The organism is Acidobacteriota bacterium, from assembly GCA_018268895.1.
GTDB lineage: Bacteria > Acidobacteriota > Terriglobia > Terriglobales > Acidobacteriaceae > Edaphobacter.
In genome coordinates, this window is record JAFDVP010000009.1 from 281,865 (window position 1) to 305,722 (window position 23,858).

Here is a 23,858-nt window from a genome sequence, read left to right on the forward strand (position 1 = left end):
ATCCTCCAGCTGCTATCAAAAGGCATAGGCTGCTCCAAAGGTAAGCGCGAGAGGAGTAATCCCGTTCGTAGGGAATCCAGGCCACTTCTGGTACTCAAGATCAACGGCGCGGATATTCAGATGTGACCGGGCCCGGACATCGACTCCTCCGCCAAACGAATAGATCTTATAAGTGTAGGTGGCGGAAGGGGCAGAGTTATACAGGTAATGAAATCGCCCAAAGCCGGCCAGAGCTTTAGCGTAAGGATGGATACGGCCGTGGTGAAAGACGTATCGCGGTCCCACCAGGTACGAATCCTCACCGATGGTGGAAGGCGTCTTCAGGCTGATTCTGTGGACATCTCCTTCAACTCCCCAATGCCTGGTGAAATCGAAGGTCCCATAGATGGAAACTCCCTGAATTTTAGAAGGGCCATAGTCCGGAGAGGCGATGCTCCATCCGGCGCCTATCTGCGCGATCCCTCCGGCCCGGATCGCGGTCGGCACAGCCTGGGCATGGAACCAGTGTGCTGTTCCCAGCATCGTGGTGAGCAGGCCGGCTTGGATGTGACGCTTCAACTGACAGCAACTCCGAAGGATATCGTTTTCAGGGTTTGGTGTAGAGAAGTGGCATGACGCTCTCTGCACGGTTATCGCGCGTGAGGCCCACCCGAAGGTCTGCTTCACGCGCGATAGCGGTTGTTAGTTTTGCGGCGGATTGGCCGGTGCGGCTTGAGCTGCTGGCGCTGCGGTATTTGCCGCCGGCTGCACGTCGGCCGGTGCCGGTGCCGCACCCGTAGCTGGTGCGGCAGCATCTGCTGGCGGCTTGTAGTAGGCCAGCTTGATATAGACAGGCTCCACCTCGAAGGGCATCTTGTCTGCCGGGGAGAGCAGCGGCTCGTAGGCCGAATGCAGCGTAATTACCTGGTCGGTCCAGGGATCGCGGCGGAGGAAGCTGGCCAGCGGCATGGCCGCCTGCTGCTTCAGGTCCTTCATGTCCAGCTTCGGCGATTTGGCCATCATGGCTGCGAGCCAGAAGGTCTGGTCGGTATCGCTCTTAACCAGTCCATCGCCGATCATCGGCTCGTTGAGGGCCTTGAGAGCCTTGACGCGCTGCTGGAGCTGTTGCAGATAGAGGCCAAAGTATTGCTGACCTCCCTCAAGCTCCTTGGCGCTGAGCAGCTCGATGGCTTTCTTTGCGGCAGCCGTATTGTCCGCATCGGTGTGGTGCATCGGAATGCGATTGAAGACCGAGGTGGTAGGGAAGAGCAGCCGGTCATTGAAGGCGTACTTCGTATCGAGCCGGTGTCCAAGGATGATGTGAGCGATCTGGAAGGCGAGGAGCGCGTTCAGGTTGCCCATCTGCTGCGCGCCGTCCTGGCTGACGATGGCGGTGGTATCGAGGAGGCTCTTGGAGATAATGATGGTGTTGCCGATGGCGATTGACTCCAGCGGCTCGGTCAGCAGCGTACGGCAGCGGATCGGGCGGGAGAGCGTGATGTTGTTGTAGGCAAGGATGTTTCCGGCAAGCGCCTCGAGCGTCTTATCGAACTCGCTGGGGGCGTCGATCAGACCGGCCTGGAAGAGCCGCTCCACGACGTTGTCCTCGGCCTGCTGCACCCATGCGCGTTGCGCACCGAGCGGGCTGACGTCCTGCGCCTCGTTGCTGACGTCGGTTGCGCCGACCACATCCATGGAGGTGTTTTCGGATTCCTTCTGCGGAACCTTCAGCACATATCCCCAGATATGGTTGATGGCCTTGAATTTAAGGGTCCGAGTGACGCTCTTGGAGTCGCTCTCTTCGACGTAGAACGAGGTCGGGAGCCAGAGGTCAGGCTGCACATTGGTGCGCCAGCTATCGAAGTGGTAGAACTCCTTGCTGTCCTTCTCGGTGCCGGCAAAATTGCCGTTGAAGCGGACAACATTGCCGCTACGGGTTTCAACCCAGATACGGCCGAAGAAGCGGCCATAGGCGCGCTTGCCACTGCTCGGCGTGACGTCGAAGACGGCAGTGGGGGTGGTGCCCAGAAACTCATTGCGGACGTAGCCGAAGGCATAGTGCTGACGGTCGAAGTCGTTTGAATCCATCAGCAGCATCTGGATAAACCCGGCCTCGTTGAAGTTGAGGTGGAGGCTGCTTCCTAGGCCAGTGATCGCCGACAGGGAATTTTTGAAGAACCCAAGCTTGCCGCCGTTGGTCGTTCCCTCAGAGGTCGCCTTGTTGACCTGGTAGTTGTCGCTGCCAATGACCTTGCCGAACTCGACGCGGCTCAGATAATGCTGGTCGGATTCGGGAACCTGGCCAAGCACATCGTCCGGTCGCATGTTCTGGATGTAGGTTTCAACCAGCGGCGCACGTTCCTTGACGGTTTTAACCACCTCTTTTTCACGCACAATGGCCTTGTCGATGAGCTGGTTCTGGCTCGCGGTGAGTTTGCGAGCCGGAAGGATGTCCTGATCCGTCTTCTTCTTTCCGAGCAGCGGAAGGCCATGCGCAGCCTGGGCCGTAAAACCGGTTGCTAGGAGTGCCAGTGTGATACCGGCGGCGGGGAGGTGGAATTTCATGGTTCAAAGCTCCTGCGGTGACGTTTTGGTCATCCTTGAGTTAAGTCTCAATGCTATTGACACATACATTGAAGCACAATGCGAAAGCTGAAAACAGGTAACTTATCCGGCAAGCTGGAAGGCCACATTGACGACGCCTTCCCAGTCGATCGGGTTTCCCGCAGCATCGGTTGCGGGGGAAAACCGTGTGGCCTCAACAGCCCGGATAGCCGAATCGCCAAGACCGTGACCCAGGTCGCTGGTCACTCCAAGTACGTGCACTGCCCCAGTGGCAGAGACGCGAAGCCTGACCGAGACGGTGCCTTCGATGTGCATTTTAATGGCCTCAGCCGTGTACTCCGGGCGGGGCTTGAAGAGCACCTTGGGGGCCTTCGCAACCGTCGCAGACGGCGCTGAGGGCCTGGGCATCGCGACCTGTTGCGTCTGGCCCAGGTTGACTGGCCCAGCCACGCGGCCGGGGGCATTCATCGGGCCGGTTCCGCCAGTTACGCCAAGCTTGACGCCTTGCACTGCGTGAGCGCCGTTGCCAGCCATGTTCTGGCTGTTGGGCGAGCCGGAGCCGAGATGAACGGAGGTAGCTGCCGGGCCCGAGCCGGAGTTCGAGGCGGGCATTCCCGCCATGCCGCGCTGGCCCAGGTTGACAGCCGCTGTGGTGGGACGGTTCGACGGGGCAATGGGGTTGTTGGTCTGTCCGAGTGCGACGGGCGCGGGATGCTGCGAGTTGTTGACGACGGACGCAGCCTCCGCATGAGCGAGTGAGACGACCTTCGGCGCGGGAGGAGCGATGACCTGCTTCGGGGGAGCCGGCAGAACAACAGGGGCCGGCTGCGCCATCTTGATCTCAGGCAGCTTTGGCGGCTCCGGAACCTTGATGTCCGGCATCTTGATCTTGGGGGGCTCAACCTTCACGACCGGGACTGGCGGCAACGGCTTGGGAATGATCTTCGGCTTGATCGGCTCAACTTCCTTGGGAAGGGGCGCGATGCTGATCTCGGTCAGCTTGTTGCGCTTGTCCATCGTTTTTTTAGCGGCTGCGCCAACGATGCAGACAATAATTGCGATGATGATATTGAGCGTAACGGAGGTGAAGAGCGAACCCTTGCTCTGATTCCCGTCATTGAGTACGCCGAAGTGGGCGAACTGCATATTCGGGGGGGTGGGGTCGTCGGTGCGAAGTGGCTTAGCCATAAAAAAGTCCTTAGTCGCCGCCTCTCAGGGGAGGCGGAAGATTAAGACCAGTCCAGTAACAAATTCTGAACCGGTTTCCGGGAAACGTGGACCCCTCAAAGGGAGTTCCTTTCGAGCGGATGGCCAGGGCCAGCCAACTCGGTGCAACAATATCGACGACGGCTTTTCAGACGATCGCCGCTCAGCTTACTCAAGACAGACGGGAAGAGTTGCGCAAAAGGTTGCAGCAGGGCCATGCAATTGGGAGTCCATTCCAGTCTCTCAGCCGGGGCTCTGCCAATCCACTACTGCAAGTATAGTGCCGCAACGGCACCTGCTTGACACTGGTACTTTCGTGGTACGCATTGGAACTGACAAGGAGCTTGGAATGAACATCTTAGTGACAGGCGGCGCGGGTTATATCGGAGGTACCGTAACCCGGCTCCTGCTGGATGCAGGCCATAAGGTAACGGTCTTCGATAATTTTTGCCACAGTAAGCCCGAAGCCCTGGCCGCAGCGGCCTCGCTGGTTGAGGGTGATCTGGCGGACCGCTCCCTGGTCGAAGCGACCCTTCGCGAGGGGCAGTTTGATGGCGTGATGCACTTTGCCGCGTTGATTGAAGCGGGCGAGAGCATGAAGGTCCCGGAGCTGTACTTTCGCAATAACACGATGTCGACGCTAACCCTGTTGGAGGCGATGCTGGCGACCGGGCACGACAAGCTGGTCTTCAGCTCGACGGCGGCGTGTTATGGCGAGCCGCTGAGTACGCCGATTACAGAGGACGCGCGGCTTTTACCCACGAATGCTTATGGCGAGAGCAAGCTGCTGGTGGAGCAGATGCTGACCTGGATGAACCGCATTCATAGCTTCCGGTATGCCAGTCTTCGTTACTTCAACGTTGCGGGGGCGATTGAAGGCTACGGCGAGGCGCACGAACCCGAGTCGCACCTGATACCGCTTATTCTGGATGTTGCGATGGGGCGTCGCGCGAATATCAAGATCTTTGGTACGGACTACCCGACGAAGGACGGGACATGCGTCCGCGATTACATCCATGTCCGCGACCTTGCCGAGGCGCACTTCCTCGCGCTCGCGGCGCTGAAGGACCGCGAGCGTCTGATCTACAACGTCGGCAATGGACACGGGTTCACCGTGCGCGAGGTGATCGACTCGGTGCAGCGCGTGACTGGCAAGCCGATTATGGTCGAGGAGCTTGACCGCAGGCCCGGCGATCCCGCAGTGCTGGTCGCAAGCTCGGAGAAGATCAAGGCAGAGTTGGGCTGGCAGCCGAAGTTTGGCGATCTGGACGCGATCATCTCCAGCGCATGGCAGTGGCACCAGAAGCGGTACGCATAAGCAAAGAGACACACGGGTCGCAGCCGGCCACGGATTCGCGAAAGGAGCATTTCTTTGATCGAGAGCATGTTTCATCTGCACCTTCCGCTGCTGGAGAAGGTCCTGCGGCCCGTGATCGTTTATCTCTGCCTCATCGTCTTTCTGCGTATCTTCGGCAAGCGGGAGCTGGCGCAACTGAATCCTTTCGACCTGGTTGTTCTGCTGTGTCTTTCGAACACGGTGCAGAACTCGATCATCGGTGACGACAACACGGTTTCCGGCGGAATCATCGGCGTGCTTTCATTGCTGACGATCAACTACCTGCTGACGCGTCTGCTGTACCGGCTTCCCAGGATCAACAAGGCGCTTGAGGGCAGTGAGACAGTGCTGATCCGCAACGGAGAGGTGGACTGGGAGGCGATGAAGAAGGAGGCGCTGACCGAGATTGAGCTGAAGACGGTGCTGCACAAGCAGGGTCTCGGCGATTACGCAGAGGTGAAGCGATGCGTTCTGGAGCCGAGCGGAAACTTCTACGTGGAGCAGGCAGATCCGCTGCTGGGAGGGCGTCAGCGCAGGGAGATTTTGCGGGACATTCAAGCCCTTACGGCAGAGGTGAAGGAGCTGAAGGCGCTGCTGGCCGCGCGGAGCTGAGGCTTCAGGTTTGCGGTGGCTTTCCACTCAGCTTCTGGAGCGCGGCGCGATAGCGCTCTGGAGGCTCGTCCATCTGCGATTCGCGGACCGCAGCCCGGTAACCGCCCATGTAGATCGAGTACATCACCGCGAGCGCACAGCCCACTCCAAAAGCAAAGCCAAAGAAGAAGCCGAAGCCGGCGGACCAGAAGAGAGTGGTGGAGTTCATGCTGGTGCGATTGTAGTGGCTCCCCGGTGCAAGCTGCCGCGCGAACTACAGGGATTCTTCCCCTCCGCTTCGCTCGAGGGTCAGAATGACGAGCGATGTTTCTCTTCGGCCGGTCAAAGAGGGCTTTTGTGCCATCATAGTGGGCAAAGGACAGGTGACCTGAATGGGACTGCAACGTGTGCTGCTGGGATGGTGCGTGCTTTCGGCGTCGGCTATGGCGCAGAATGTGACGTCGTTCGTTGACCAGCATCTGCCTGGTCTGGTGACGACCTACAAGACGCTCCATGCCGCACCCGAGCTCTCGCACCACGAGGAGAAGACCTCGATGTTTCTGGCCGCGGAGCTGCGCAAGGCCGGGTACACCGTGACGGAGCGGGTGGGCCGCTACTACGATGGCTCCCAGGCTTATGGCGTGGTCGGCATCCTGAAGAATGGCGCGGGGCCGATGCTGCTGATTCGTGCGGATATGGATGCGCTGCCGGTCACGGAGGCCACGGGGCTTCCGTATGCCAGCAAGGTGCGCTCTACCAATCCCGCAGGCCAGGAGGTGGGGGTGATGCACGCCTGCGGCCACGACATTCACGTGACGGCGATGGTGGGTGTGGCCCGCGCCATGGCCGCGCTCAAGGGCCAGTGGCACGGCACGCTGATGTTGGTGGGCCAGCCGAGCGAGGAGACGATCGACGGCGCGAAGGCCATGATGGACGACCACCTCTACGAGCGCTTTGGCAAACCCGATATGGCAATTGCGCTGCACGACGCGGCCTTTTCCGCGGGCCAGGTCGCCGTGGTTCCGGGGCCGGCGCTGGCGAGCTCCACCTCGATCGACGTTGTCATGCGCGGCATCGGCAGCCACGGCTCGGCGCCCGAGGCGGGGAAGGACCCGATCATGATGGCCGGCGAGTTCATTACGCAGGTCCAGACGGTCGTCAGCCGCTCGGTGCCTCCACAGCAGCCTGCGGTCATCACCGTCGGGCAGATCCATGGCGGCACCAAGCGCAATATCATTCCCGACGAGGTGAAGATGGAGCTGTCGACCCGCGCCTATAGCGAAGAGGTGCGGCAGACCATCATCGAGGGAGTGAAGCGCACGGCGAAGGGCGTCGCCATCGCAGCCGGAGTTCCCGAGGACAGGATGCCGATTGTGACCGTGCTGGAGCACGAGTCGACCCCGGCGACGATCAACGACCCTGCGTTGTCCAGCCGGTTGCAGAAGTTGTTTGTTGCGAAGCTGGGCAAGGAACGCGTCATCGAGGTCAAGCCGATCATGGGGAGCGAGGACTTCGGCTTCTTCGGCGATGGGGGAAAGGTCCCATACGTCATCTTCTGGCTTGGGGCGGACGACCCGCAGCAGGTTGCCGAATATCGGAGCAAGGGGATGCAACTGCCTTCGCTGCACTCGGACCACTTTGCACCTCTGCCGGAACCGGCATTGAAGACGGGCGTTACCGCGATGACCGATGCCGCTATCGATCTGCTGCAATAAAATGTCCATTATTTCGTTTCATCGTCTAGGACGTTTGCCCGTCGTGCGAGCCGTAGCGTAACGTTTATGTTGGAAAAATAAACGGAGGGTCGTACGTGACGGTGAGTACTGAAGAAAAAGCCAATCTGGATTCGAATCTGCGAGAGAACAGGGTCTTTGAGCCTTCAAAGGAGTTTCGCTCGAAGGCGCATATCTCGAGCCTCGACCAGTATGAGCAGATGTACCGCCGCAGCGTGGAGAAGCCTGAGGAGTTCTGGGCCGAGGCCGCTTTGGAGCTCGATTGGTTTTCGCGCTGGACGAAGGTGCTCGAACCCGGCCCCGATGGCTCCGCGCTTGGGGCGAAGTGGTTCGTCGGCGGCAAGCTGAACCTTGCGCACAACTGCGTCGACCGCCATGCGCTTGGCGCGCGCCGCGACAAGGTGGCGCTGCTGTGGGAGGGCGAGCCGGGCGAGGTCCGCAGGCTGACCTATGGCGATCTGCACGCCGAGGTGCAGCGCTTCGCCAATGTGCTGAAGAACCTGGGAATCCAGAAGGGCGACCGCGTCGCCATCTACATGGGAATGTGCCCGGAGCTGGCCATCGCCCTGCTGGCCTGCGCGCGTATCGGTGCGGTGCACTCGGTGATCTTCGGAGGGTTCGCGGCGCACGCGATCGTCGACCGTGTCAACGATTCCTCCTGCGTTGCGGTCATTACGCAGGACACGTCCTACCGCCGCGGCTCCGAGGTTCAGCTCAAGAAGATCGTCGACGAGGCGCTGACGCAGTGCCCCTCCGTCAAGAAGGTTGTCGTCTATCGCCGCAGCGGGACAAAGGTCAACATGCAGGAAGGGCGCGACGTGTGGTGGGACGAGTCGATGCTGGCTGCCGCGAAGGAGTGCGCGGCCGAGCCGATGGACGCGGAAGACCCGCTCTACCTGCTCTACACCTCGGGCACGACGGGCAAGCCCAAGGGGCTGGTGCATACGACCGGCGGCTATGCGGTGCAGACGTACCTGACCTCGAAGTACGTCTTCGACCTGCAGGAGAACGATGTGTACTGGTGTACGGCCGACATCGGCTGGGTGACCGGCCACAGCTATGTGGTCTACGGCCCGCTACAGAACGGCGCGACCGTGATGATGTACGAGGGCGCGCCCAACTGGCCGGAGAACGACCGCTTCTGGAAGATCATCGACGCGCACAAGGTGACGATCTTCTACACGGCGCCGACGGCGATCCGCGCGTTTACCAAGTGGGGCGTGGAGTGGGTGCGCAAGTACTCGCTCAGCTCGCTGCGGCTGCTGGGCACGGTCGGCGAGCCGATCAACCCCGAGGCGTGGATGTGGTTCCACCGCGAGATCGGCAAGGAGCGCTGCCCCATCGTCGACACCTACTGGCAGACGGAGACGGGATCGATCATGATCGCCCCGGTGCCCGGCGCCGTCTCGGCAAAGCCCGGTTCGGCCACGCGCCCGTTCTTCGGAATTGTGCCTGAAGTGGTTACAAAAGAAGGCAAGCCGGTCCCCGACGGCCAGGGCGGACTTCTCGTCTTCCGGACGCCGTGGCCGTCGCTTGCGCGCACCGTTTACGGCAATCCTGAGCGTTATCAGGCGGCGTACTTCAGCGAGATTCCAGGAAGCTACTTTACCGGCGACGGAGCGCGACGCGATGCGGACGGCTACTTCTGGCTGATGGGGCGCGTGGACGATGTGCTGAACGTCAGCGGCCATCGCCTGGGCACGATGGAGGTCGAGTCGGCGCTGGTGGCGCATCCCAAGGTCGCTGAGGCCGCGGTCGTGGGTCGTCCGGACGAGCTCAAGGGCCAGGCAATCTGCGCCTTCGTCACGCTGGAGCATGGTCATAAGGTCTCCGAGGAGCTCAAGCAGGAGATTCGCCAGTGGGTCGCCAAGGAGATCGGCGCGCTGGCGCGGCCGGACGATGTGCGTTTCACCGAGCAACTTCCCAAGACGCGCAGCGGCAAGATCATGCGTCGTCTTCTGCGCGAGCTTGCGACGACGGGCGAGGTCAAGGGCGACACGACGACGCTCGAAGACTTTGGCGTGATCGCCAAACTCCGCGAAAACGACGAGTAGGAGATAACGCAGGTAAGAGAGCGCGGCACGAGAATCTCGTGCCGCGCTTGTTTTTAGCGCAGGTTGGTGCGGGGTTTAGTCGGCAGGGTGAAGTGGAACGTTGTGCCCTTGCCAGGGGTGCTGGTGGCCCAGATGCGCCCGCCGTGCTGGCTGACGATGCTGCGGCAGATGGCCAGTCCCAGTCCGGTGCCGCCGAGGGTGCGCGTGTCTGAGGCGTCGCCCTGCTGGAAGCGGTCGAAGATATGCTCGAGCTTGTCCTCGGCGATGCCCTGACCCTTGTCGGTGACCTCAATCAACGCCTCATGATCATCGAGGTTGCGGGCGGTGAGGTGGACTTCTCCGCCGGGCGCTGAAAACTTGATCGCATTCGAGAGCAGGTTGTTCAACGTCTGAATGATTCGATCGGGATCGGCCCAGACGCTGACTCCATTGGCGGCGTAAAAGATGCGCGTATTGGGGCGGGGCACGCTGGCCTGTTGTATGCCGACCGCCTTGCGCAGCAGATCTTCGGCGCTGACCATGGTTGAGTGCAGTTCGCTCTTACCGCTTGAGATTCGCTCAAGGTCGAGGATGTCGTTGACCAGGCGGACGAGCCGGTCGGTATTGTTGATGGCGATCTCGAGCATCTGGCGCGATTTTTCGGGGCGTGCATCGAGTGCGCCTCCTGCAAGCAGGCCAAGCGCTCCGCGCAGCGAGGTCAGAGGCGTGCGTAGTTCGTGAGAGACCGTCGAGATGAATTCGTCCTTCATGCGGTCCAGGGCCCTGCGTTCCGTTGTATCTGTAAATGCCACAACCACCCCAATGGCGCGAGCTTCGCCGCTTTCGCTTGTGTTGGTGTCGATCAGAGGACGTGCGACGTACTCGACGGGAAAGCTGGTGCCGTCTTTGCGCCAGAAGACCTCATCGGTCACCCGCGCCGTGCCGAAGTTTGAAAGGCTCTTGCGGATAGGCGACTCGTCGCTGAGATAAGGGGTGCCGTCGGGCCGTGTGTGATGGATCAGATCGTGCATCACGCGGCCAAGTATCTCTTCCTGGCGATATCCAAGCATTTGTGCGGCTGCGGCGTTGACGACCGTGACCTGCCCGTCGAGATCGATACAGTAGATCCCATCGCCGACGGATTCCAGGATGGAATCCGACTGGCGGGTGAGGTTGCGCAATCTTCCTTCGGCGCGGACCTGCTCTGTAATGTCGACACCGAATCCCAGCACATAAGGCGTTCTGCCTGTAGATTCGATCAGCTTGTTCCGGTAGGCGATGACGCGCGTCTCGCCGCCGGTGTCCTCCAGGTAGAGCATTCCCTGCGCCTCGCCACTGTCGGCGATTGCCTTCAGGTAGTCGTCGATGGCGGAACGGCGGTCGGCGGGGACAAATCGGGCAAGAGGGCTGCCCACCATCTCCTCCACCGTGCGGCCAACTGCTTCTGCGCCGTGCGCGTTCAACGAGAGCAGACGGCCCTTCATGTCGTGGGTGAAGACCATGCCCAGCGAGCCTTCGACCAACTGCCTGTATCGCGCTTCGCTCTCACGCAGCGTGGCTTCTGCCGCGCGCTGCGTGGTGACGTCGATGCCTGTGGCGATGATGAAGGCCACCTGATCCTGAGCATCTTTGAGCGCGGTGGCGGACCAGGCGATCCTTCGCAGGCTGCCATCGCGGTTCAGCCACTGATTTTCAAATGCGGCGGGGAACGATCCCGAACGCAGGCGCTCGAAGGTCTCGATGGCCTCTGGAATCTCGTGCCGGGGGATGAGACGGTCCCATGTGTAGCGTCCGACCAGCGTCGCGAAATCATAGCCTGAGGCCATCTCGCAGGCGCGGTTGAACCGCACGATGCGACCGGCTGTATCGAAGACTGCGACCAGAGCGCCAACGGTGTCGAGAACTGCCGAGACGAAGTTCCTTTCGACAGTAAGAGCCGATTCGATTCTGCGTTGCGAACGTGCAGCACGGTCCATCTGCCGCATGCGGCCGTTCAACTCCAGGCGGGTGATGACCTGGCGGCCGAGGATTCCGAGAGCGTCCAGTTGGGCGGCGGTGAGCCGTCGCGGACCATGGTCGAGTACGGCCAAGGTGCCAATGGTGACGCCCGCAGGGGTCGCCAGCGGAGCGCCTGCGTAAAAGCGATAGGTGCGGCGCTCCAGAATGATGCCGTCGGGGGCGAACTCCTGGTTCAGCCGCGCATCCGGGATCTCATAGATGGTATCGCCCTGAATGGTCATCTCGCAGGGCAGGCTTCCGACTGCGACTTCCGCAACTTCGACGCCGATGCGCGCCTTCAGCCACAGACGGTCCTGCCCGACCAGGCACACCACCGCAACAGGAACGTCGCACAGTTGCGCAGCGAGTCGAACGATCTCATCCAACACTGGATCGCTCGCCGGATTGAGCACCTCATACTGCTCGAGGGCCTGGTTCCGAAGCGCTTCGTCTTTGACTAAAAGAGCGTTCATCTTCCACATCGATGGTAGGAGACCGTTATGGTGTGCCGCACTCCAACTTTTGGTGTAGCGAACCAGCTAAGGTTTTGGAACGACACAGCATTCGCCTTTTTCCAGAGGTTCATTCGCGCTCGCGTCTAAAGCCACTTTCCACGCACCGTCAGGCATTTTTTTCCACACCGTGATGTAGCGCCCGGAGACCACCACGGGATTCCCATTTTGGTCCTTCGATCTGCCTTCGTAGTGACCCCAGGTGAACCCCATATCGTTGGACGGCCCCATCTGCGCTCCCTCAGGCACCCAGGTCAACTGGTACACCTTGGGGTCCCACTGCGCTTTGGCGGCAATGGCGACGCGGCCCATGACTGCCGGCTGGCCATTGTTGAGCGTGAGGGCATCGTCGGCGAACCAGCTTGCAAAGGCTTTGCCTCCACCTTCGGCAACAGCCTGTGCAAATCTTCCTTCGAGCTCCATCAGCATGATGACGCCGGGTGAGAGATTGGGCTGAGTGATGGGGCTGACGATCGCCGGTTTCTGGCTGAGTCCGTCGAGTGGTGGTGGCGCAGGTGTCTGGGCATAGAGCGCACAGACGCCCGTCGTCAGCGACGTTACGACGACCAGAAAATGCACATAGCCTGTTTGGTTTCGTTTAGGCATGACAGACCTCGAACAAGATGGCTTCCATCGACACAGGGGGAGTCTGATGCCGGGCCGTTCCTTCATTTCGAGCGGATGGCCGCTCTCTGTACGTTAGACGGAGCCCGATCCTTACGAAATGTCACCGATTCGTAACAGGGTGAAAGCCCTTTATACCGCAAAATGCACCATAGGAAATTGTGGGCGAAACACGGGTGTGGTTTGAGGCGTTTTCCGCGACCGCACTGCGCTACTTTTTGTCCTGAGTGCTGGTATGCTTCGCGGAGTGAATACCGGCAAACGAGAACGTCCACTGGTTCTGGCGGCAGTGCTGCTGCTGGCTGGCGGTGCGGTGCTCTCCTCGATCCATGGCATCGAGCCTTATCTGGCGGCGATGCTCCGCTGGTTCGGGATTCTGCTGCTGGGCGTCTTTGCAGCCGGTCGCCGCACCCTGACGCCGTGGATCTTCGTCGCCATGATCGCGGGGGCAGAACTTGGGTTCGATGCGCCGCGCGTCGCGGTGTCGCTCCGTTTTCTGAGCGACATCTTTCTTCGATTGATCAAGGCGATTGTCGCTCCTCTCATTCTGGCTACGCTGGTTACCGGCATCGCCGGACATGGCGATCTGAAGAGCGTGGGACGGATGGGCATTAAGAGCCTTGTTTACTTTGAGGCAATTACCACGCTGGCGCTGGTTGTCGGTCTGCTGGCAATCAATATCAGCCGCGCTGGAGTCGGCTTGTCGGTGCCTCTGGCGACTCCGGCTGCCGGCGTCCCGCAGGCGGGTCCTCCCGCAGCGCACTGGCAGGAGTTCCTGATTCACGTCTTTCCCGAGAACATCGCGAAATCGGTAGCGGATGACCAGATCCTTCAGGTGGCGGTGTTCGCTGTTCTATTTGGAATTGCGCTGGCGGGCCTGAGCGAAGCGAAGCGTGCTCCTGTGCTTCATCTCTGCGAGAGCTTGAGCGAGGTGATGTTCAGGTTCACGAATGTTGTCATGTACTTCGCCCCCATCGGCGTCGGCGCTGCGATGGCGTTTACCGTCGGCCACATGGGGTTGGGGGTGCTGGCGAACCTCGGCAAGCTGCTGCTGACCGTCTATGGCGCGTTGACCGCGTTTGGGCTTCTGGTGCTGCTGCCGGTGGCGATCGTCGCTGGTGTGCCGGTACGGCGCTTTCTGGCTGCGGTTGCGGAACCGGCGACCATCGCCTTTGCCACGGCGACCAGCGAGGCTGCTCTGCCGAGAGCCATGGAGGCGATGGAGGCACTCGGCGTACCGCGGCGTATCGTGGCCTTCGTCATCCCGGCGGGTTACAGCTTCAACCTCGACGGCTCGACGCTCTACCTTGCGGCGGCCAGTCTCTTTGTCGCGCAGGCGGCGGGAATTCACCTCTCCATCGGACAGCAACTGATGATGATGGGGACGTTGATGCTGACCAGCAAGGGCGTCGCCGGAGTTCCACGCGCGACGCTGGTGGTATTGCTGGCGACGGCATCGACCTTCGGTCTTCCCTCGGAGCCGATCTTCGTCCTGCTGGGGGTGGATGCCCTGGCCGATATGGCGCGCACGACGGTGAATGTCGTGGGCAACTGTCTGGCGTCGGTAGTGGTCGCGCGGTGGGAGGGCGAGTTCGGCACGGAGCCTGTCAGCGAGACTGTTCTTGAGGGGATGTCCGAGTAGCTTAATTTGGTATGTGGGCAAAGTAAATTTTTGCTTTTGAAACCCTGTCATTCCAATCATTTGTCATCCTGAGCGAAGGGGTCGCTTTTGCGAGCCCGCAGTCGAATGACCTGCATTTTTCCCATGCTCGGTCGATCGTGCTCTGGGAAGTGCAGAAACGCAGGTCCTTCCCATTCGACTCCGCTCAGGGCAGGCTCACCGCTGCGCTTCGCTCAGGATGACAGGGTGATGGAGGGAGTGTTGTTCAGGGAAGATACGAGCACAGGTTCTTCGGTACCCGAAGTACGATGGCAGCATCTCGATATGGCCTAAAGCCATCCTAATCGTCATGATTTGCTAGACTTGCTGCGAATCATTGAGACGACTCAGGAGACTCCCATGAAACGCAGAAACTTTCTCAAGGCTGCGCTGGCAGCTTCGGCTGCACCGCTTGCGACGCCAACTCATGCACAGACGGCAGTCTCCGGTGCTCGCGAGTACTACCAGCTTCGCAAGTACAGCCTTCGCAGCGGGCCACAGGGCAAACTCGCCGACCAGTTCTTTTCTGCGGCGATGATTCCTGCGTTGAATCGTCTGGGGCTTTCACCGGTTGGCGTCTTTCGTGTGGACTTCGGTCCGCAGACGCCGACTTACTACGTCCTGATACCGGGCTCGTCGCTTGAGACGGTCGCAAATGTCGATCTCCTGCTGGCGAACGACAGCGAGTTTATGAAGCTGGCCGAACCTTTCTGGAGCGCACCCGCGAAGGAGCCAGGGTTCGAGCGCATTGAGAGTACGCTGCTGAAGGCCTTCGAAGGCTGGCCGAAACTGACTGTGCCGTCGTCAACGGCGCAGAAAGGGAAGCGGATCTTTCAACTGCGCACCTACGAAAGCCCCACGCCGGGCGACCACGTCCGCAAGGTCGAGATGTTTCATCACGGCGAGTTCGAGATCTTCAGGCGGTCGGGCTGCACATCGGTGTTTTATGGCGATGGCCTGGTTGGGCCGAACCTGCCTAAGCTGACGTACATGCTCAGCTTTGCCGACATGGAGGCGCTGAACGCGGGATGGGACAAGTTCCGGGCCGATCCTGACTGGAAGAAGCTCTCCGCCGACCCGCGCTACAGCTTTGAGGCGATTGTAAGCAACGTCGACAACCTGATTCTGGTTCCGCTGCCGTACTCGCAGGTTTGATTTCGCGAAGCTCGAAAACCTGTCCCTGCATGACTTTGTACCTGTTCTGCTCACAACGCAGGGGATCGTCCGGTCTGATAGCAGATGGGTGAATGCGCCGTCGATTGCTATACTTGAAAGATTGCTGCGGGAGAGATCATGAAGAATCTCGACGAGGCAGGCGCAACGTTTTCTCTGCCGAAGAGACGTGGCGGAAGCAGGGACCGATGGACGGGATTTTAGAAAGAATCAAATCGCCGGTAGACGTTAAAAGGCTGTCGATGGTTGAGCTGGAGAGGCTCGCCGAAGAGATACGCGAGCGCCTCATCACCGGCGTGGCGAAGACCGGCGGTCATATCGGCCCCAACCTCGGCGTCGTCGAACTCACCATCGCGCTGCACTATGTCTTCGATACCCCTGCGGACAGCTTCGTCTTCGATGTGAGCCACCAGGCCTACGTACACAAGCTGTTGACCGGCCGCGAAGAGCGTTTCCACACGATTCGCCAACCCGAGGGGCTGAACGGCTTCATGCTGCGCACGGAGAGCGAGCACGACAGCTACGGCGCGGGCCATGCCGGTACGGCGCTGAGCGCCGCGTTGGGCATGGCAGTCGCGCGTGATCTGGCTGGCGGCAAAGAACATATCGTTGCGCTGGCGGGGGATGCCGCGTTTACGAATGGAATCTCGTTTGAAGCGCTGAACAATATCGCCGCGCAGACGCGCCGGATGATCGTTGTGCTCAACGACAATGACTGGTCGATCGACAAGAACGTTGGCGCCATCGCGGAGTACTTCCACAAGATCACCGCGAACGAGACCTTCAGCATCTGGCACGACAAAGCGGCCGGCCTGATTGAACGCTTTGGAGGCAAGGCCGCCCGCCACGTCGCCCGTAAGGCGGAGGAGGCGGCGAAAGGCCTGATCGGCCCTGGCATGCTCTTCGAGGAGTTCGGCCTCAGCTACTACGGGCCCATCGACGGCCACAATATGCCGCTGCTGATCGAGACCTTCAAGTTTCTCAAGCAGCAGAACAAGCCTGTCGTGCTTCACGCGATCACGCAGAAGGGCAAGGGCTTCCAGCCGGCGATGGAGAAGCAGAAGAAGTTCCACGGCCTGGGGCCCTACGATCCCGAGTCCGGCGAGACGAAGTCGGCGGGCCAGAAGACGTACTCGGAGATATTTGCCGAGAGCCTGACGAAGCTGGCAGACAGGAACGGCAAGGTCGTCGCCATCACAGCGGCCATGCCTAACGGCACAGCGCTCGATCTCTTCCGGCCGCACCACCCCACGCGGTACTTCGACGTCGGAATCGCGGAAGAGCACGCGGTCATCTTCGCCGCAGGCATGGCCACCAAGGGTTACAAGCCCTTCTGCGCCATCTATTCCACGTTTCTACAGCGGGCCTTCGACCCGATCGTTCATGACGTTGCGCTCCAGAATCTGCCGGTCGTCTTCTGCATGGACCGCGGCGGCCTGAGCGGCGACGACGGCCCGACGCATCACGGCCTCTTCGACATCAGCTACCTGCGCAGCATTCCGAACATCGTCCACATGGTTCCGAAGGATGAGGACGAGCTGCAGGACATGATGTACACGGCGATGCTCCACGAAGGCCCGTCGGCGATTCGCTATCCTCGCGGGACCGGGCCTGGTGCGACTCCTAAGGCAGATCCAGTTGCGCTTGAGATTGGGAAGGCCGAGATTGTGAGCGACCCGGGACGGGCTGACGTCGCCATTCTCGGCCTGGGCGCCATGCTGCCCGAAGCGGTTCGATTGAAAGAGATGCTTGAGAGCGAAGGCTTCTCGGCGGCCGTGATCAACCCGCGATTCGCCAAGCCTGTCGACCGGCAGTGCATCGCCGACTTCGGCGCTCGCTCGGGCCTGCTGATCACGCTTGAAGACCATGTGCTTGCCGGTGGTTTCGGTTCAGCCGTAATGGAGACGTTGAGCGATCTTGAACTCACCGTTCCGGTGGTTCGTATCGGCTGGCCCGACACCTTTATTGAGCATGGCAAGGTGGAAGCTCTTCGCGCACGCTACGGTTTGACCGCGGAGGGCGCGCTGGATAAGGCCCGGCCTTATTTGAAAAAGATGATGGACAGCGTTCTGGCAAAGCACGCCTGAGCTGCGAAGCCCACCCGCATGACGTGTGATACAACGTCGCATGATGCAAAGAGCTGTTAAAGACAGCACCCTGACACTATGCGCGCTTGGTGCATTGGCCTGCATGGTCCAGAGTGTGCTGCATGAAGGGCTGGGCCATGGCGTTGCTGCCTGGCTCAGTGGAGCGCACACCATTACGGTCAGTTCCGTTGCTATGGACGCAGATATCGAGTCGCGGTGGATCGAGGCTGCGGGAACACTCGTGAACCTGGCCGCGGCCGCGCTCCTGTGGATTGCACTGCGGCTTGTTCGTCGCGGGTCTGCGACGGTGCGCTACCTGCTGGTGCTGATGTTTGCGGGCAACCTGTTCTCCGGGACAGGCTATTTCTTGTTCTCCGGATTCGCAGGCTTTGGCGACTGGAACCAGATCATTCGGGGGTTGCACCCGTACTGGCTATTCCGTTTGGGCCTTGTGGTTGCAGGTGTGATCGGCTATGCCGTTTCGATGGTGCTGGTCGCGCGTGAGCTTCGCCCGTTCGCTCAGGACCGTCAACGGTTGAAGAAGCTGACGTGGACACCGTATTTTGCTGAAGCCGCTCTGGCAGCCTTTGCAGGACTCTTCAACCCTGCCGGTCCGATCTATGTCCTGCTCTCCGCGCTTCCGGCTACGATGGGCGCGAACTCCGGCCTGTTGTGGATTCGCTATTATGTCGCTCCTCCTGCTGAAGGAGACGAAGCCGGTGGCATTGGCCGCAGCTATGCCTGGTTTGGGGTAATCTCCGTTCTGGAAATCGCGTTCATATTTTTCATCGGCAGAGGATGGACGTGGCATCGCTGACGAAGAAAAGACGCTAACTGATGAAATCATGTGAATTGCCTGCGAATAGGGGATGGATGACGCCGATGGGGCGTTGACATTTGTTTCGCGAGTCCGTCAACTGAGAATCAGGATGCAGAGCGAGTTGACGACAGAACACCGATGGGCCGATATGGCAATCGAGCAGAGTGCGCCGAAGGGACACCACCGGGACCGCGGTCTGCTGTTGATCGGACTCTTCAAGCTGGGCAAGGCCCTGCTGTTCTTTGCGCTGGGGATCGGTGCCATCCACCTCCTGCACAAGGATCTTGCCGATGAAGTGCTCAAGCTGATCACGGCCCTGAAGTTCGACCAGGAGAGCAGGTTCGTCAACCTGCTGCTGGAGAAGGTGGACCTGATCGACGCGCACCGCCTCAAGCAGATCGGCTTCGCCACCTTCGCCTATTCGGCGCTGGCGCTGACCGAGGGCATCGGGCTGGTGCTGGAGAAGGTCTGGGCCGAGTATCTGACACTGGGCCTGACGGTGTCCTTTCTGCCGTGGGAGCTCTACGAACTGGCGCGGCACCCAAATATGTTCCGCCTGAGCATTCTAGTGATCAACCTCGCCGTGCTCTGGTACCTGGTGTGGCTGTTGCGCCGCAAGAAGACCGAGGAGCGCGCGACGGTCCTCGCCCGGCAGGAAAAAGGCCTCTCCATTTAGAGCGAAGCAAGCCGTTTTTACAGATGTGTTCGCAAAGCTATGGAGCGGGCCTTCGACCCTCGTATGGCGTGCTGGAGTCGTTTTCGCCTTTACTTCGCTTATCAGATCGATTCCAGCCCGCGCAAGTAACTGGGAAGCCATGAACCGAACTAGCTAACACTACATGTAGTGGTTACCTTCTTGGTTTCCCCAATTCGCTGAGTTATCCACAACCCATTGTGGGAATCACCCCTAAGTTGCACAAATTACCGCTTTACATCGACCTGTTGCTGGGGGAGTATGTGGATGGAAGTGGTCAAAAATGGTCTAAAAGGGGCTAACTCAAGGCCGCAATTTGAGAAAAGTCTACCCCTCAGGCCTGGGCATCACCAAGGATTTGGCAGAAAAGGTATCGAGGTTGTCATGTTTCGGGGAAATCACCCAACACGCGTTGATGAAAAGGGCAGATTGAAGCTCCCTGCCGACTTCAAGCGCCGGGTGGATGAGCTGTACGGGCCCCAGTTCTACATCACCAGCAAAGACGGGAAGCGGGCGGAGGTTTACCCGCTGAAGGAGTGGGAAAAGATCGAGGAGAAGCTGGCCGCGATCCCCTCCATGAACCCGGCGAAGAAGAAGTTTCTGGACGTAACGAACTACTACGGCCAGATGGCGGAGATGGATGCGCAGGGCCGGTTGTTGTTGCCGCAGATCCTGCGGGAGTCGGCAAAGGTGATTGGGGACGTTGTGGTGCTGGGTTCGCAGACGTTTCTCGAGGTTGTGAACCACGATTCGTTCAAGGCTGAGCTGGATACGCAGCCGATGACCGAAGCCGAGAAGATGGCGTTGTCGGAGTTTGGACTGTAAGCAGTTTTTGGAGTTGGCCCCCAGGGGCAGCACAAGGGCGGGGAAGAGATGAGCAAACCGCAGCATGTGCCGGTTCTTTTAGATGAAGTTTTGCAGTACCTCAATGTGCGGCCAGGCGGCGTTATAGCTGACGCCACGCTGGGACTTGCGGGGCACTCCTCGGAGATTGCGAGGAGGCTGGGACCGAAGGGAACGCTGATCGGCTTCGATCGCGACCCGGAGGCGCTGGCGCTGGCGACGGCAAGGCTCGAAGCTCTTCGTGAAGAGCTTGGCTCGGAGATGCCGGCGGTTCGACTGGTGCCGAAGGCGTTTTCGGAGGCGAAGAACGAGATCGAGCAGGCAAGTCTGGACGGGCTGCTCGCGGACTTTGGAGTCAGCAGCCTGCAACTGGACGAGGCGCACAGAGGGTTCAGCTTTCGGTCGGATGGCCCGTTGGACATGCGTATGGATACGCGCAGCGGGGAGACGGCTGAGCAGGTGGTAAATCAGGAAGACGAAAACGAACTCGCCAACCTGATTTACGAATTCGGAGAGGAAAGGAGGTCGCGGAGAATCGCCAGAGCCATTGTGAGGGCCCGGCCGATTACGACGACGGCGGAATTAGCCAGAGTGGTATCGGCCGCGGCCCCATCAATGAAAGGCGACAAGATTCATCCGGCGACACGGACCTTTCAGGCGCTTCGAATTCGAGTGAATAACGAGCTGGGAGAGATCAGGACGCTGCTTGAGAGCGCGCCATCTCTGCTGAAGCCGGGGGGAAGGCTGGTGTTGATTAGCTTCCACTCGTTAGAGGACAGGCTCGTGAAGGATGCGTTCCGCGAGGCGGCGCGCAATAGAGTGTACGAGGTTTTGACGAAGAAGCCGGTCGTGGCCGGCGAAGAAGAAGAGAGCCGTAACCCGCGTTCGCGAAGCGCGAAGATGCGGGCGGTAGCAAAGATTTGAAGCACAAGTGATCGGGCCGGGGTTGTCCCACCGTTCTTTCAGGCGAAAGACAACCCGTAACAAACAATCCTTTCCTCATATAGCAACCCCGGTCCGGTTTCGCTTTGAGGAGTGCGGCACGAGAAGAAGACAGTAAGAGGTGCGCGATGGCAGCAGCAACGGTAATGGCAGGGCAGCAGATTGAGATGATGGGCAAGGTGGCCCCGCAGCGCCGCACGCAGTCGCTGGCGGAGCGCAATCGCGAGCTGTTTGATGCGCAGCGCAAGGCGCGCCGCGGGCCGACGCCGGAGGTCTTCTTCGCCAAGCACATCGACAACACCCGCCTGGTGAAGGCTGACGACCCGGAGCGCCGTCGTGAGATGCGTCAATTCTCCATGGCGATGGGCATGCTTTTCGTGTTTGTGATGGTTTACGTCTGGCAGCACTTCCTGGCGATCGAGATTGGCTATAAGGTTGAAGCGCAGAAGACCCAGGTGGAGCAGCTGCGTGAGGAGAACCGCCAGCTTCGCCTTTCGGAGGCGCAGTTGACGGACCCTGAGCGCATCGACAAGATCGCGAAGCAGCTTGGTCTCGACGCGCCGCAACCCGGACAGGTTGTTCGCCCGGATGGAAGCCTTGTTCCCGCGGGCGCTGTCCTGGCGCAGTCGAACGCACCCGCACTGGTTGCTCAGTAGCGTTCGGATAAGGAGTTTCACGGGCCCGGCAGTATCGAACCGATCAGTCAAAAAAACAGGACAGGGATGAATAACGCGCCACGACAGACGTTGACCGCTCCGATCAGGAGAATTCGGTTCGTCTACGTGGCGCTTTTTTTCTGTCTCTGGACGTCGGCGATCGGGTTGCGGCTGGTGTGGCTCCAGGTGGTCCGCCACAGCGATTTCGTCGAGCGCGCGGCAAAGCAGCAACAGCGGACGTTTGAAGTTGCCCCGCGTCGAGGCGTGCTGTACGACCGCAACCTGAAAGAGTTGGCGATGACAGTGCTCGTCGACAGCGTCTATGCTGTGCCGAGCGAGCTTGGTGAGAATCGCGAGAGCACGGCACAGATTCTGGCGAAGGTGGTGCACGCCGATCCGCGCGACAACTTCACGTCGGAGCCGCAGATGCTTGCGCGCTTCAACGCTTCGCGCAACTTCGCGTGGGTCGCGCGGCGCGTGGATGCAGAGACGGCGACCCGCGTTCGTGAGCTGAACCTGAAGGGCGTTTACTTTCAGAAGGAGTTCAAACGCTTCTATCCGAACAACGATCTTGCCGCGCAGGTGCTGGGCTACGTGGGTACGGATGATACGGGGCTGGGTGGGATTGAGCGCATGTTCGACGACGAGATGCACGGGACGCCGGGGCATGTGTTGACTGCGATCGACGCCAAGCGTCATGTATACGACAGCGAAGAGAGCCAGCCGATGCCGGGCGAGAATCTTGTGCTGTCGATCGACGCAAACATTCAGTACATCGCCGAACGCGCGCTGGATGCGCAGATGGAGAAGATGAAGGCAGCGCACGGCACGGTGGTTGTGCAGGACCCGCACACCGGGCAGATTCTCGCGCTGGCCATCTCGCCGCGCTTCAATCCGAACGACCAGCGGCACATGGACGCGAGTGTTCTGAAGAATCTTGCTGTGAGCGATGTCTACGAGCCTGGTTCGACCTTCAAGCTGCTGACCTATGCAGCCGCAATTGATGGAGCAGGGGTAAAACCGACGGACCTGGTTGACTGCCAGGGTGGTGCGATGACGATGTATGGTCGTACTCTTCATGACGATAAATCGGACCATTTCGGCGTCGTTACCGTGCAATATGCTCTTGAGCATTCCAGCGACGTCGGCGCGGCGAAGATGGCGCTGAAGCTCGGCAACCAGAAGTTCTACGATTACATCCGCGCCTTCGGTTTTGGAGACCGCACGGGGATCGAGCTTCCCAGCGAGACGCGAGGCCTGCTGCGCAAACCGAAGAAGTGGGATGCGACCAGCATTCTTTCGCTGGCGATCGGGCAGGAGATCGGCGTAACTCCGGTGCAGTTGGTGACGATGGTCAGCGCAATCGCCAACGGCGGAGTCTATATGCCTCCACACATCCTGCTGAAGTCGACCGATCGCGTGAAGGGCGACCCACGGCTGACGCCGGTAGCCTTCCGCCCTGCAAATCAACTGCCGGCACAACTTCCCGACGGCTCGCGCCGCGTGATCACAGAGATGACTTCGGCAAAGATGCGCAGCATGATGCAGGGCATCGTAGTGGATGGGACTGGAAAAAAAGCTGCGCTCAACGGATATAGTGCCGGAGGCAAAACCGGCACGGCGCAGAAGGTCGATCCGGTTACCCGTGCTTACTCGCACACCAAACTGGTGGCCAGCTTTGCGGGCTTCGCTCCGGTCAGCAGTCCTGCGATCTCCGTCGCCGTTGTCATTGATACGCCGACGGTGGGTTCGCGTTATGGAGCTGAGACCAGCGCCCCGGTCTTTGCTGAGGTGACGCAGCATGTGCTGGAGTATCTCGGTGTGCCGCACGATCAACCGCTGAAGACGAAGAAGGAGCAGGTCAATATCGCCGCTAAGGACCTTGTCGACGACAACATCGAAGACAGGAGCACCGATATCAACAAGATGTACGCGGATATCAATGACCTCCCTGCGGACGATCCGTTGAGAACGCCAGGCGATGCCAAACCGGAATCTGGAGTAGCAGCGAACTCCGCAGCAATTGTGAACAAGACTCCACTGGCCAATACTTCGGAGAAGAAGTCGAAGCTGGCTGAGTTGCTGCCTGCGAAGGTGGTTGCAGCGTTCAAGTCGGGAAGCAGCAGCGCCGCAGAGGTCGATCAGAGCGCATCGGCAAAGTTGCCGCAGCCTGCTGATGTCTCCACGGTGCAGACGCGGAGCGGCGTCGTTGTCGATGCGAGCCGTCATGTGCAGGTGCCATCGTTTGAAGGTCTTTCATTGCGCATGGTTGTGGAGAAGGCCGATGCCCTGGGTTTGCGGGTGCAGGTCGCAGGCAGCGGACTGGCGCGGGAACAGGCGCCCGCGGCTGGGACAACGGTGCCTGCCGGGACGGAAGTCGTCGTTCGATTTGTGCGATAGATCAGT

The 23,858-nt window shown here is 60.1% G+C and carries 19 protein-coding genes; 13 read left to right on the plus strand and 6 right to left on the minus strand.

Annotated elements, in window-relative coordinates:
* Positions 1-15: 15 nt before the first annotated feature.
* The 3 genes from JSS95_13045 to JSS95_13055 all read right to left on the minus strand — a co-directional run bounded on the left by JSS95_13045 (position 16) and on the right by JSS95_13055 (position 3,732).
* Positions 16-558 carry an outer membrane beta-barrel protein gene (locus JSS95_13045; GenBank protein ID MBS1800740.1) on the minus strand — a complete coding sequence of 181 codons (543 nt, stop codon included), beginning with the start codon at positions 556-558 and terminating at the stop codon, positions 16-18.
* A 123-nt stretch (positions 559-681) separates the two neighbouring features.
* Positions 682-2,544 (minus strand): hypothetical protein, encoded by a 1,863-nt coding sequence (locus JSS95_13050; protein ID MBS1800741.1) that lies wholly within the window; start codon positions 2,542-2,544, stop codon positions 682-684.
* 102 nt (positions 2,545-2,646) lie between these two features.
* Entirely contained in the window at positions 2,647-3,732 is a 1,086-nt protein-coding gene (locus JSS95_13055) for a TonB family protein (GenBank protein MBS1800742.1), read from the minus strand.
* 367 nt (positions 3,733-4,099) lie between these two features.
* Here JSS95_13055 and galE point away from each other — a divergent pair, with 367 nt between their 5' ends.
* Together galE and JSS95_13065 are read left to right on the plus strand one after the other, a co-directional pair.
* Positions 4,100-5,068 (plus strand): UDP-glucose 4-epimerase GalE, encoded by a 969-nt coding sequence (gene galE / locus JSS95_13060; protein ID MBS1800743.1) that lies wholly within the window; start codon positions 4,100-4,102, stop codon positions 5,066-5,068.
* A 54-nt stretch (positions 5,069-5,122) separates the two neighbouring features.
* On the plus strand, positions 5,123-5,698 hold the full coding sequence (locus JSS95_13065; GenBank protein MBS1800744.1) for a DUF421 domain-containing protein: 576 nt from the start codon (positions 5,123-5,125) through the stop codon (positions 5,696-5,698).
* Positions 5,699-5,702: 4 nt separating this feature from the next.
* Here JSS95_13065 and JSS95_13070 read toward each other — a convergent pair whose 3' ends face one another.
* On the minus strand, positions 5,703-5,906 hold the full coding sequence (locus JSS95_13070) for a hypothetical protein (GenBank protein ID MBS1800745.1): 204 nt from the start codon (positions 5,904-5,906) through the stop codon (positions 5,703-5,705).
* Between the two features lie 163 nt (positions 5,907-6,069).
* Here JSS95_13070 and JSS95_13075 point away from each other — a divergent pair, with 163 nt between their 5' ends.
* Entirely contained in the window at positions 6,070-7,392 is a 1,323-nt protein-coding gene (locus JSS95_13075; GenBank protein MBS1800746.1) for an amidohydrolase, read from the plus strand.
* Positions 7,393-7,487: 95 nt separating this feature from the next.
* Positions 7,488-9,464 (plus strand): acetate--CoA ligase, encoded by a 1,977-nt coding sequence (acs, locus tag JSS95_13080; GenBank protein MBS1800747.1) that lies wholly within the window; start codon positions 7,488-7,490, stop codon positions 9,462-9,464.
* A gap of 53 nt (positions 9,465-9,517) precedes the next feature.
* On the opposite strand, the gene JSS95_13085 is transcribed toward acs, so the two are convergent.
* A complete protein-coding gene (locus JSS95_13085) occupies positions 9,518-11,914 on the minus strand; it encodes a PAS domain S-box protein (protein ID MBS1800748.1) in 2,397 nt (798 codons plus the stop codon).
* Positions 11,915-11,980: 66 nt separating this feature from the next.
* Positions 11,981-12,559 carry a nuclear transport factor 2 family protein gene (locus JSS95_13090; GenBank protein ID MBS1800749.1) on the minus strand — a complete coding sequence of 193 codons (579 nt, stop codon included), beginning with the start codon at positions 12,557-12,559 and terminating at the stop codon, positions 11,981-11,983.
* 253 nt (positions 12,560-12,812) lie between these two features.
* Between JSS95_13090 and JSS95_13095 the strand changes: the two genes are divergently transcribed.
* The 9 genes from JSS95_13095 (at position 12,813) to JSS95_13135 (ending at position 23,852) form a co-directional block, all read left to right on the plus strand.
* Complete coding sequence (locus JSS95_13095; protein MBS1800750.1) at positions 12,813-14,219, plus strand: cation:dicarboxylase symporter family transporter; 1,407 nt, start codon at positions 12,813-12,815, stop codon at positions 14,217-14,219.
* A 378-nt stretch (positions 14,220-14,597) separates the two neighbouring features.
* Positions 14,598-15,392, plus strand: a complete 795-nt coding sequence (locus JSS95_13100) for an NIPSNAP family protein (GenBank protein MBS1800751.1) — start codon at positions 14,598-14,600, stop codon at positions 15,390-15,392.
* Positions 15,393-15,598: 206 nt separating this feature from the next.
* Entirely contained in the window at positions 15,599-17,497 is a 1,899-nt protein-coding gene (locus JSS95_13105) for a 1-deoxy-D-xylulose-5-phosphate synthase (GenBank protein MBS1800752.1), read from the plus strand.
* A gap of 40 nt (positions 17,498-17,537) precedes the next feature.
* The gene (locus JSS95_13110) at positions 17,538-18,314 is read left to right on the plus strand and encodes a hypothetical protein (GenBank protein ID MBS1800753.1); all 777 of its coding nucleotides are present in this window, start codon (positions 17,538-17,540) and stop codon (positions 18,312-18,314) included.
* Between the two features lie 112 nt (positions 18,315-18,426).
* Positions 18,427-18,993, plus strand: a complete 567-nt coding sequence (locus JSS95_13115) for a DUF2127 domain-containing protein (protein MBS1800754.1) — start codon at positions 18,427-18,429, stop codon at positions 18,991-18,993.
* Between the two features lie 402 nt (positions 18,994-19,395).
* A complete protein-coding gene (locus tag JSS95_13120) occupies positions 19,396-19,836 on the plus strand; it encodes a division/cell wall cluster transcriptional repressor MraZ (GenBank protein MBS1800755.1) in 441 nt (146 codons plus the stop codon).
* Positions 19,837-19,884: 48 nt separating this feature from the next.
* Entirely contained in the window at positions 19,885-20,778 is an 894-nt protein-coding gene (rsmH, locus tag JSS95_13125; protein ID MBS1800756.1) for a 16S rRNA (cytosine(1402)-N(4))-methyltransferase RsmH, read from the plus strand.
* Positions 20,779-20,942: 164 nt separating this feature from the next.
* Positions 20,943-21,452, plus strand: coding sequence for a cell division protein FtsL (locus JSS95_13130; protein ID MBS1800757.1), 510 nt, complete (start codon positions 20,943-20,945; stop codon positions 21,450-21,452).
* Between the two features lie 66 nt (positions 21,453-21,518).
* Positions 21,519-23,852 carry a transpeptidase family protein gene (locus tag JSS95_13135; protein ID MBS1800758.1) on the plus strand — a complete coding sequence of 778 codons (2,334 nt, stop codon included), beginning with the start codon at positions 21,519-21,521 and terminating at the stop codon, positions 23,850-23,852.
* Positions 23,853-23,858 lie beyond the last annotated feature (6 nt).

Excerpts from the sequence above, each read along its gene's own strand:
- JSS95_13050 (MBS1800741.1), bottom strand. The coding sequence starts at position 2,544 with ATGAAATTCCACCTCCCCGCCGCCGGTATCACACTGGCACTCCTAGCA.
- JSS95_13055 (MBS1800742.1), bottom strand. The coding sequence starts at position 3,732 with ATGGCTAAGCCACTTCGCACCGACGACCCCACCCCCCCGAATATGCAG.
- galE (MBS1800743.1), top strand. The coding sequence starts at position 4,100 with ATGAACATCTTAGTGACAGGCGGCGCGGGTTATATCGGAGGTACCGTA.
- JSS95_13070 (MBS1800745.1), bottom strand. The coding sequence starts at position 5,906 with ATGAACTCCACCACTCTCTTCTGGTCCGCCGGCTTCGGCTTCTTCTTT.
- JSS95_13075 (MBS1800746.1), top strand. The coding sequence starts at position 6,070 with ATGGGACTGCAACGTGTGCTGCTGGGATGGTGCGTGCTTTCGGCGTCG.
- JSS95_13085 (MBS1800748.1), bottom strand. The coding sequence starts at position 11,914 with ATGAACGCTCTTTTAGTCAAAGACGAAGCGCTTCGGAACCAGGCCCTC.
- JSS95_13090 (MBS1800749.1), bottom strand. The coding sequence starts at position 12,559 with ATGCCTAAACGAAACCAAACAGGCTATGTGCATTTTCTGGTCGTCGTA.
- JSS95_13095 (MBS1800750.1), top strand. The coding sequence starts at position 12,813 with ATGCTTCGCGGAGTGAATACCGGCAAACGAGAACGTCCACTGGTTCTG.
- JSS95_13100 (MBS1800751.1), top strand. The coding sequence starts at position 14,598 with ATGAAACGCAGAAACTTTCTCAAGGCTGCGCTGGCAGCTTCGGCTGCA.
- JSS95_13105 (MBS1800752.1), top strand. The coding sequence starts at position 15,599 with ATGGACGGGATTTTAGAAAGAATCAAATCGCCGGTAGACGTTAAAAGG.
- JSS95_13110 (MBS1800753.1), top strand. The coding sequence starts at position 17,538 with ATGATGCAAAGAGCTGTTAAAGACAGCACCCTGACACTATGCGCGCTT.
- JSS95_13115 (MBS1800754.1), top strand. The coding sequence starts at position 18,427 with ATGCAGAGCGAGTTGACGACAGAACACCGATGGGCCGATATGGCAATC.
- JSS95_13120 (MBS1800755.1), top strand. The coding sequence starts at position 19,396 with ATGTTTCGGGGAAATCACCCAACACGCGTTGATGAAAAGGGCAGATTG.
- rsmH (MBS1800756.1), top strand. The coding sequence starts at position 19,885 with ATGAGCAAACCGCAGCATGTGCCGGTTCTTTTAGATGAAGTTTTGCAG.
- JSS95_13130 (MBS1800757.1), top strand. The coding sequence starts at position 20,943 with ATGGCAGGGCAGCAGATTGAGATGATGGGCAAGGTGGCCCCGCAGCGC.
- JSS95_13135 (MBS1800758.1), top strand. The coding sequence starts at position 21,519 with ATGAATAACGCGCCACGACAGACGTTGACCGCTCCGATCAGGAGAATT.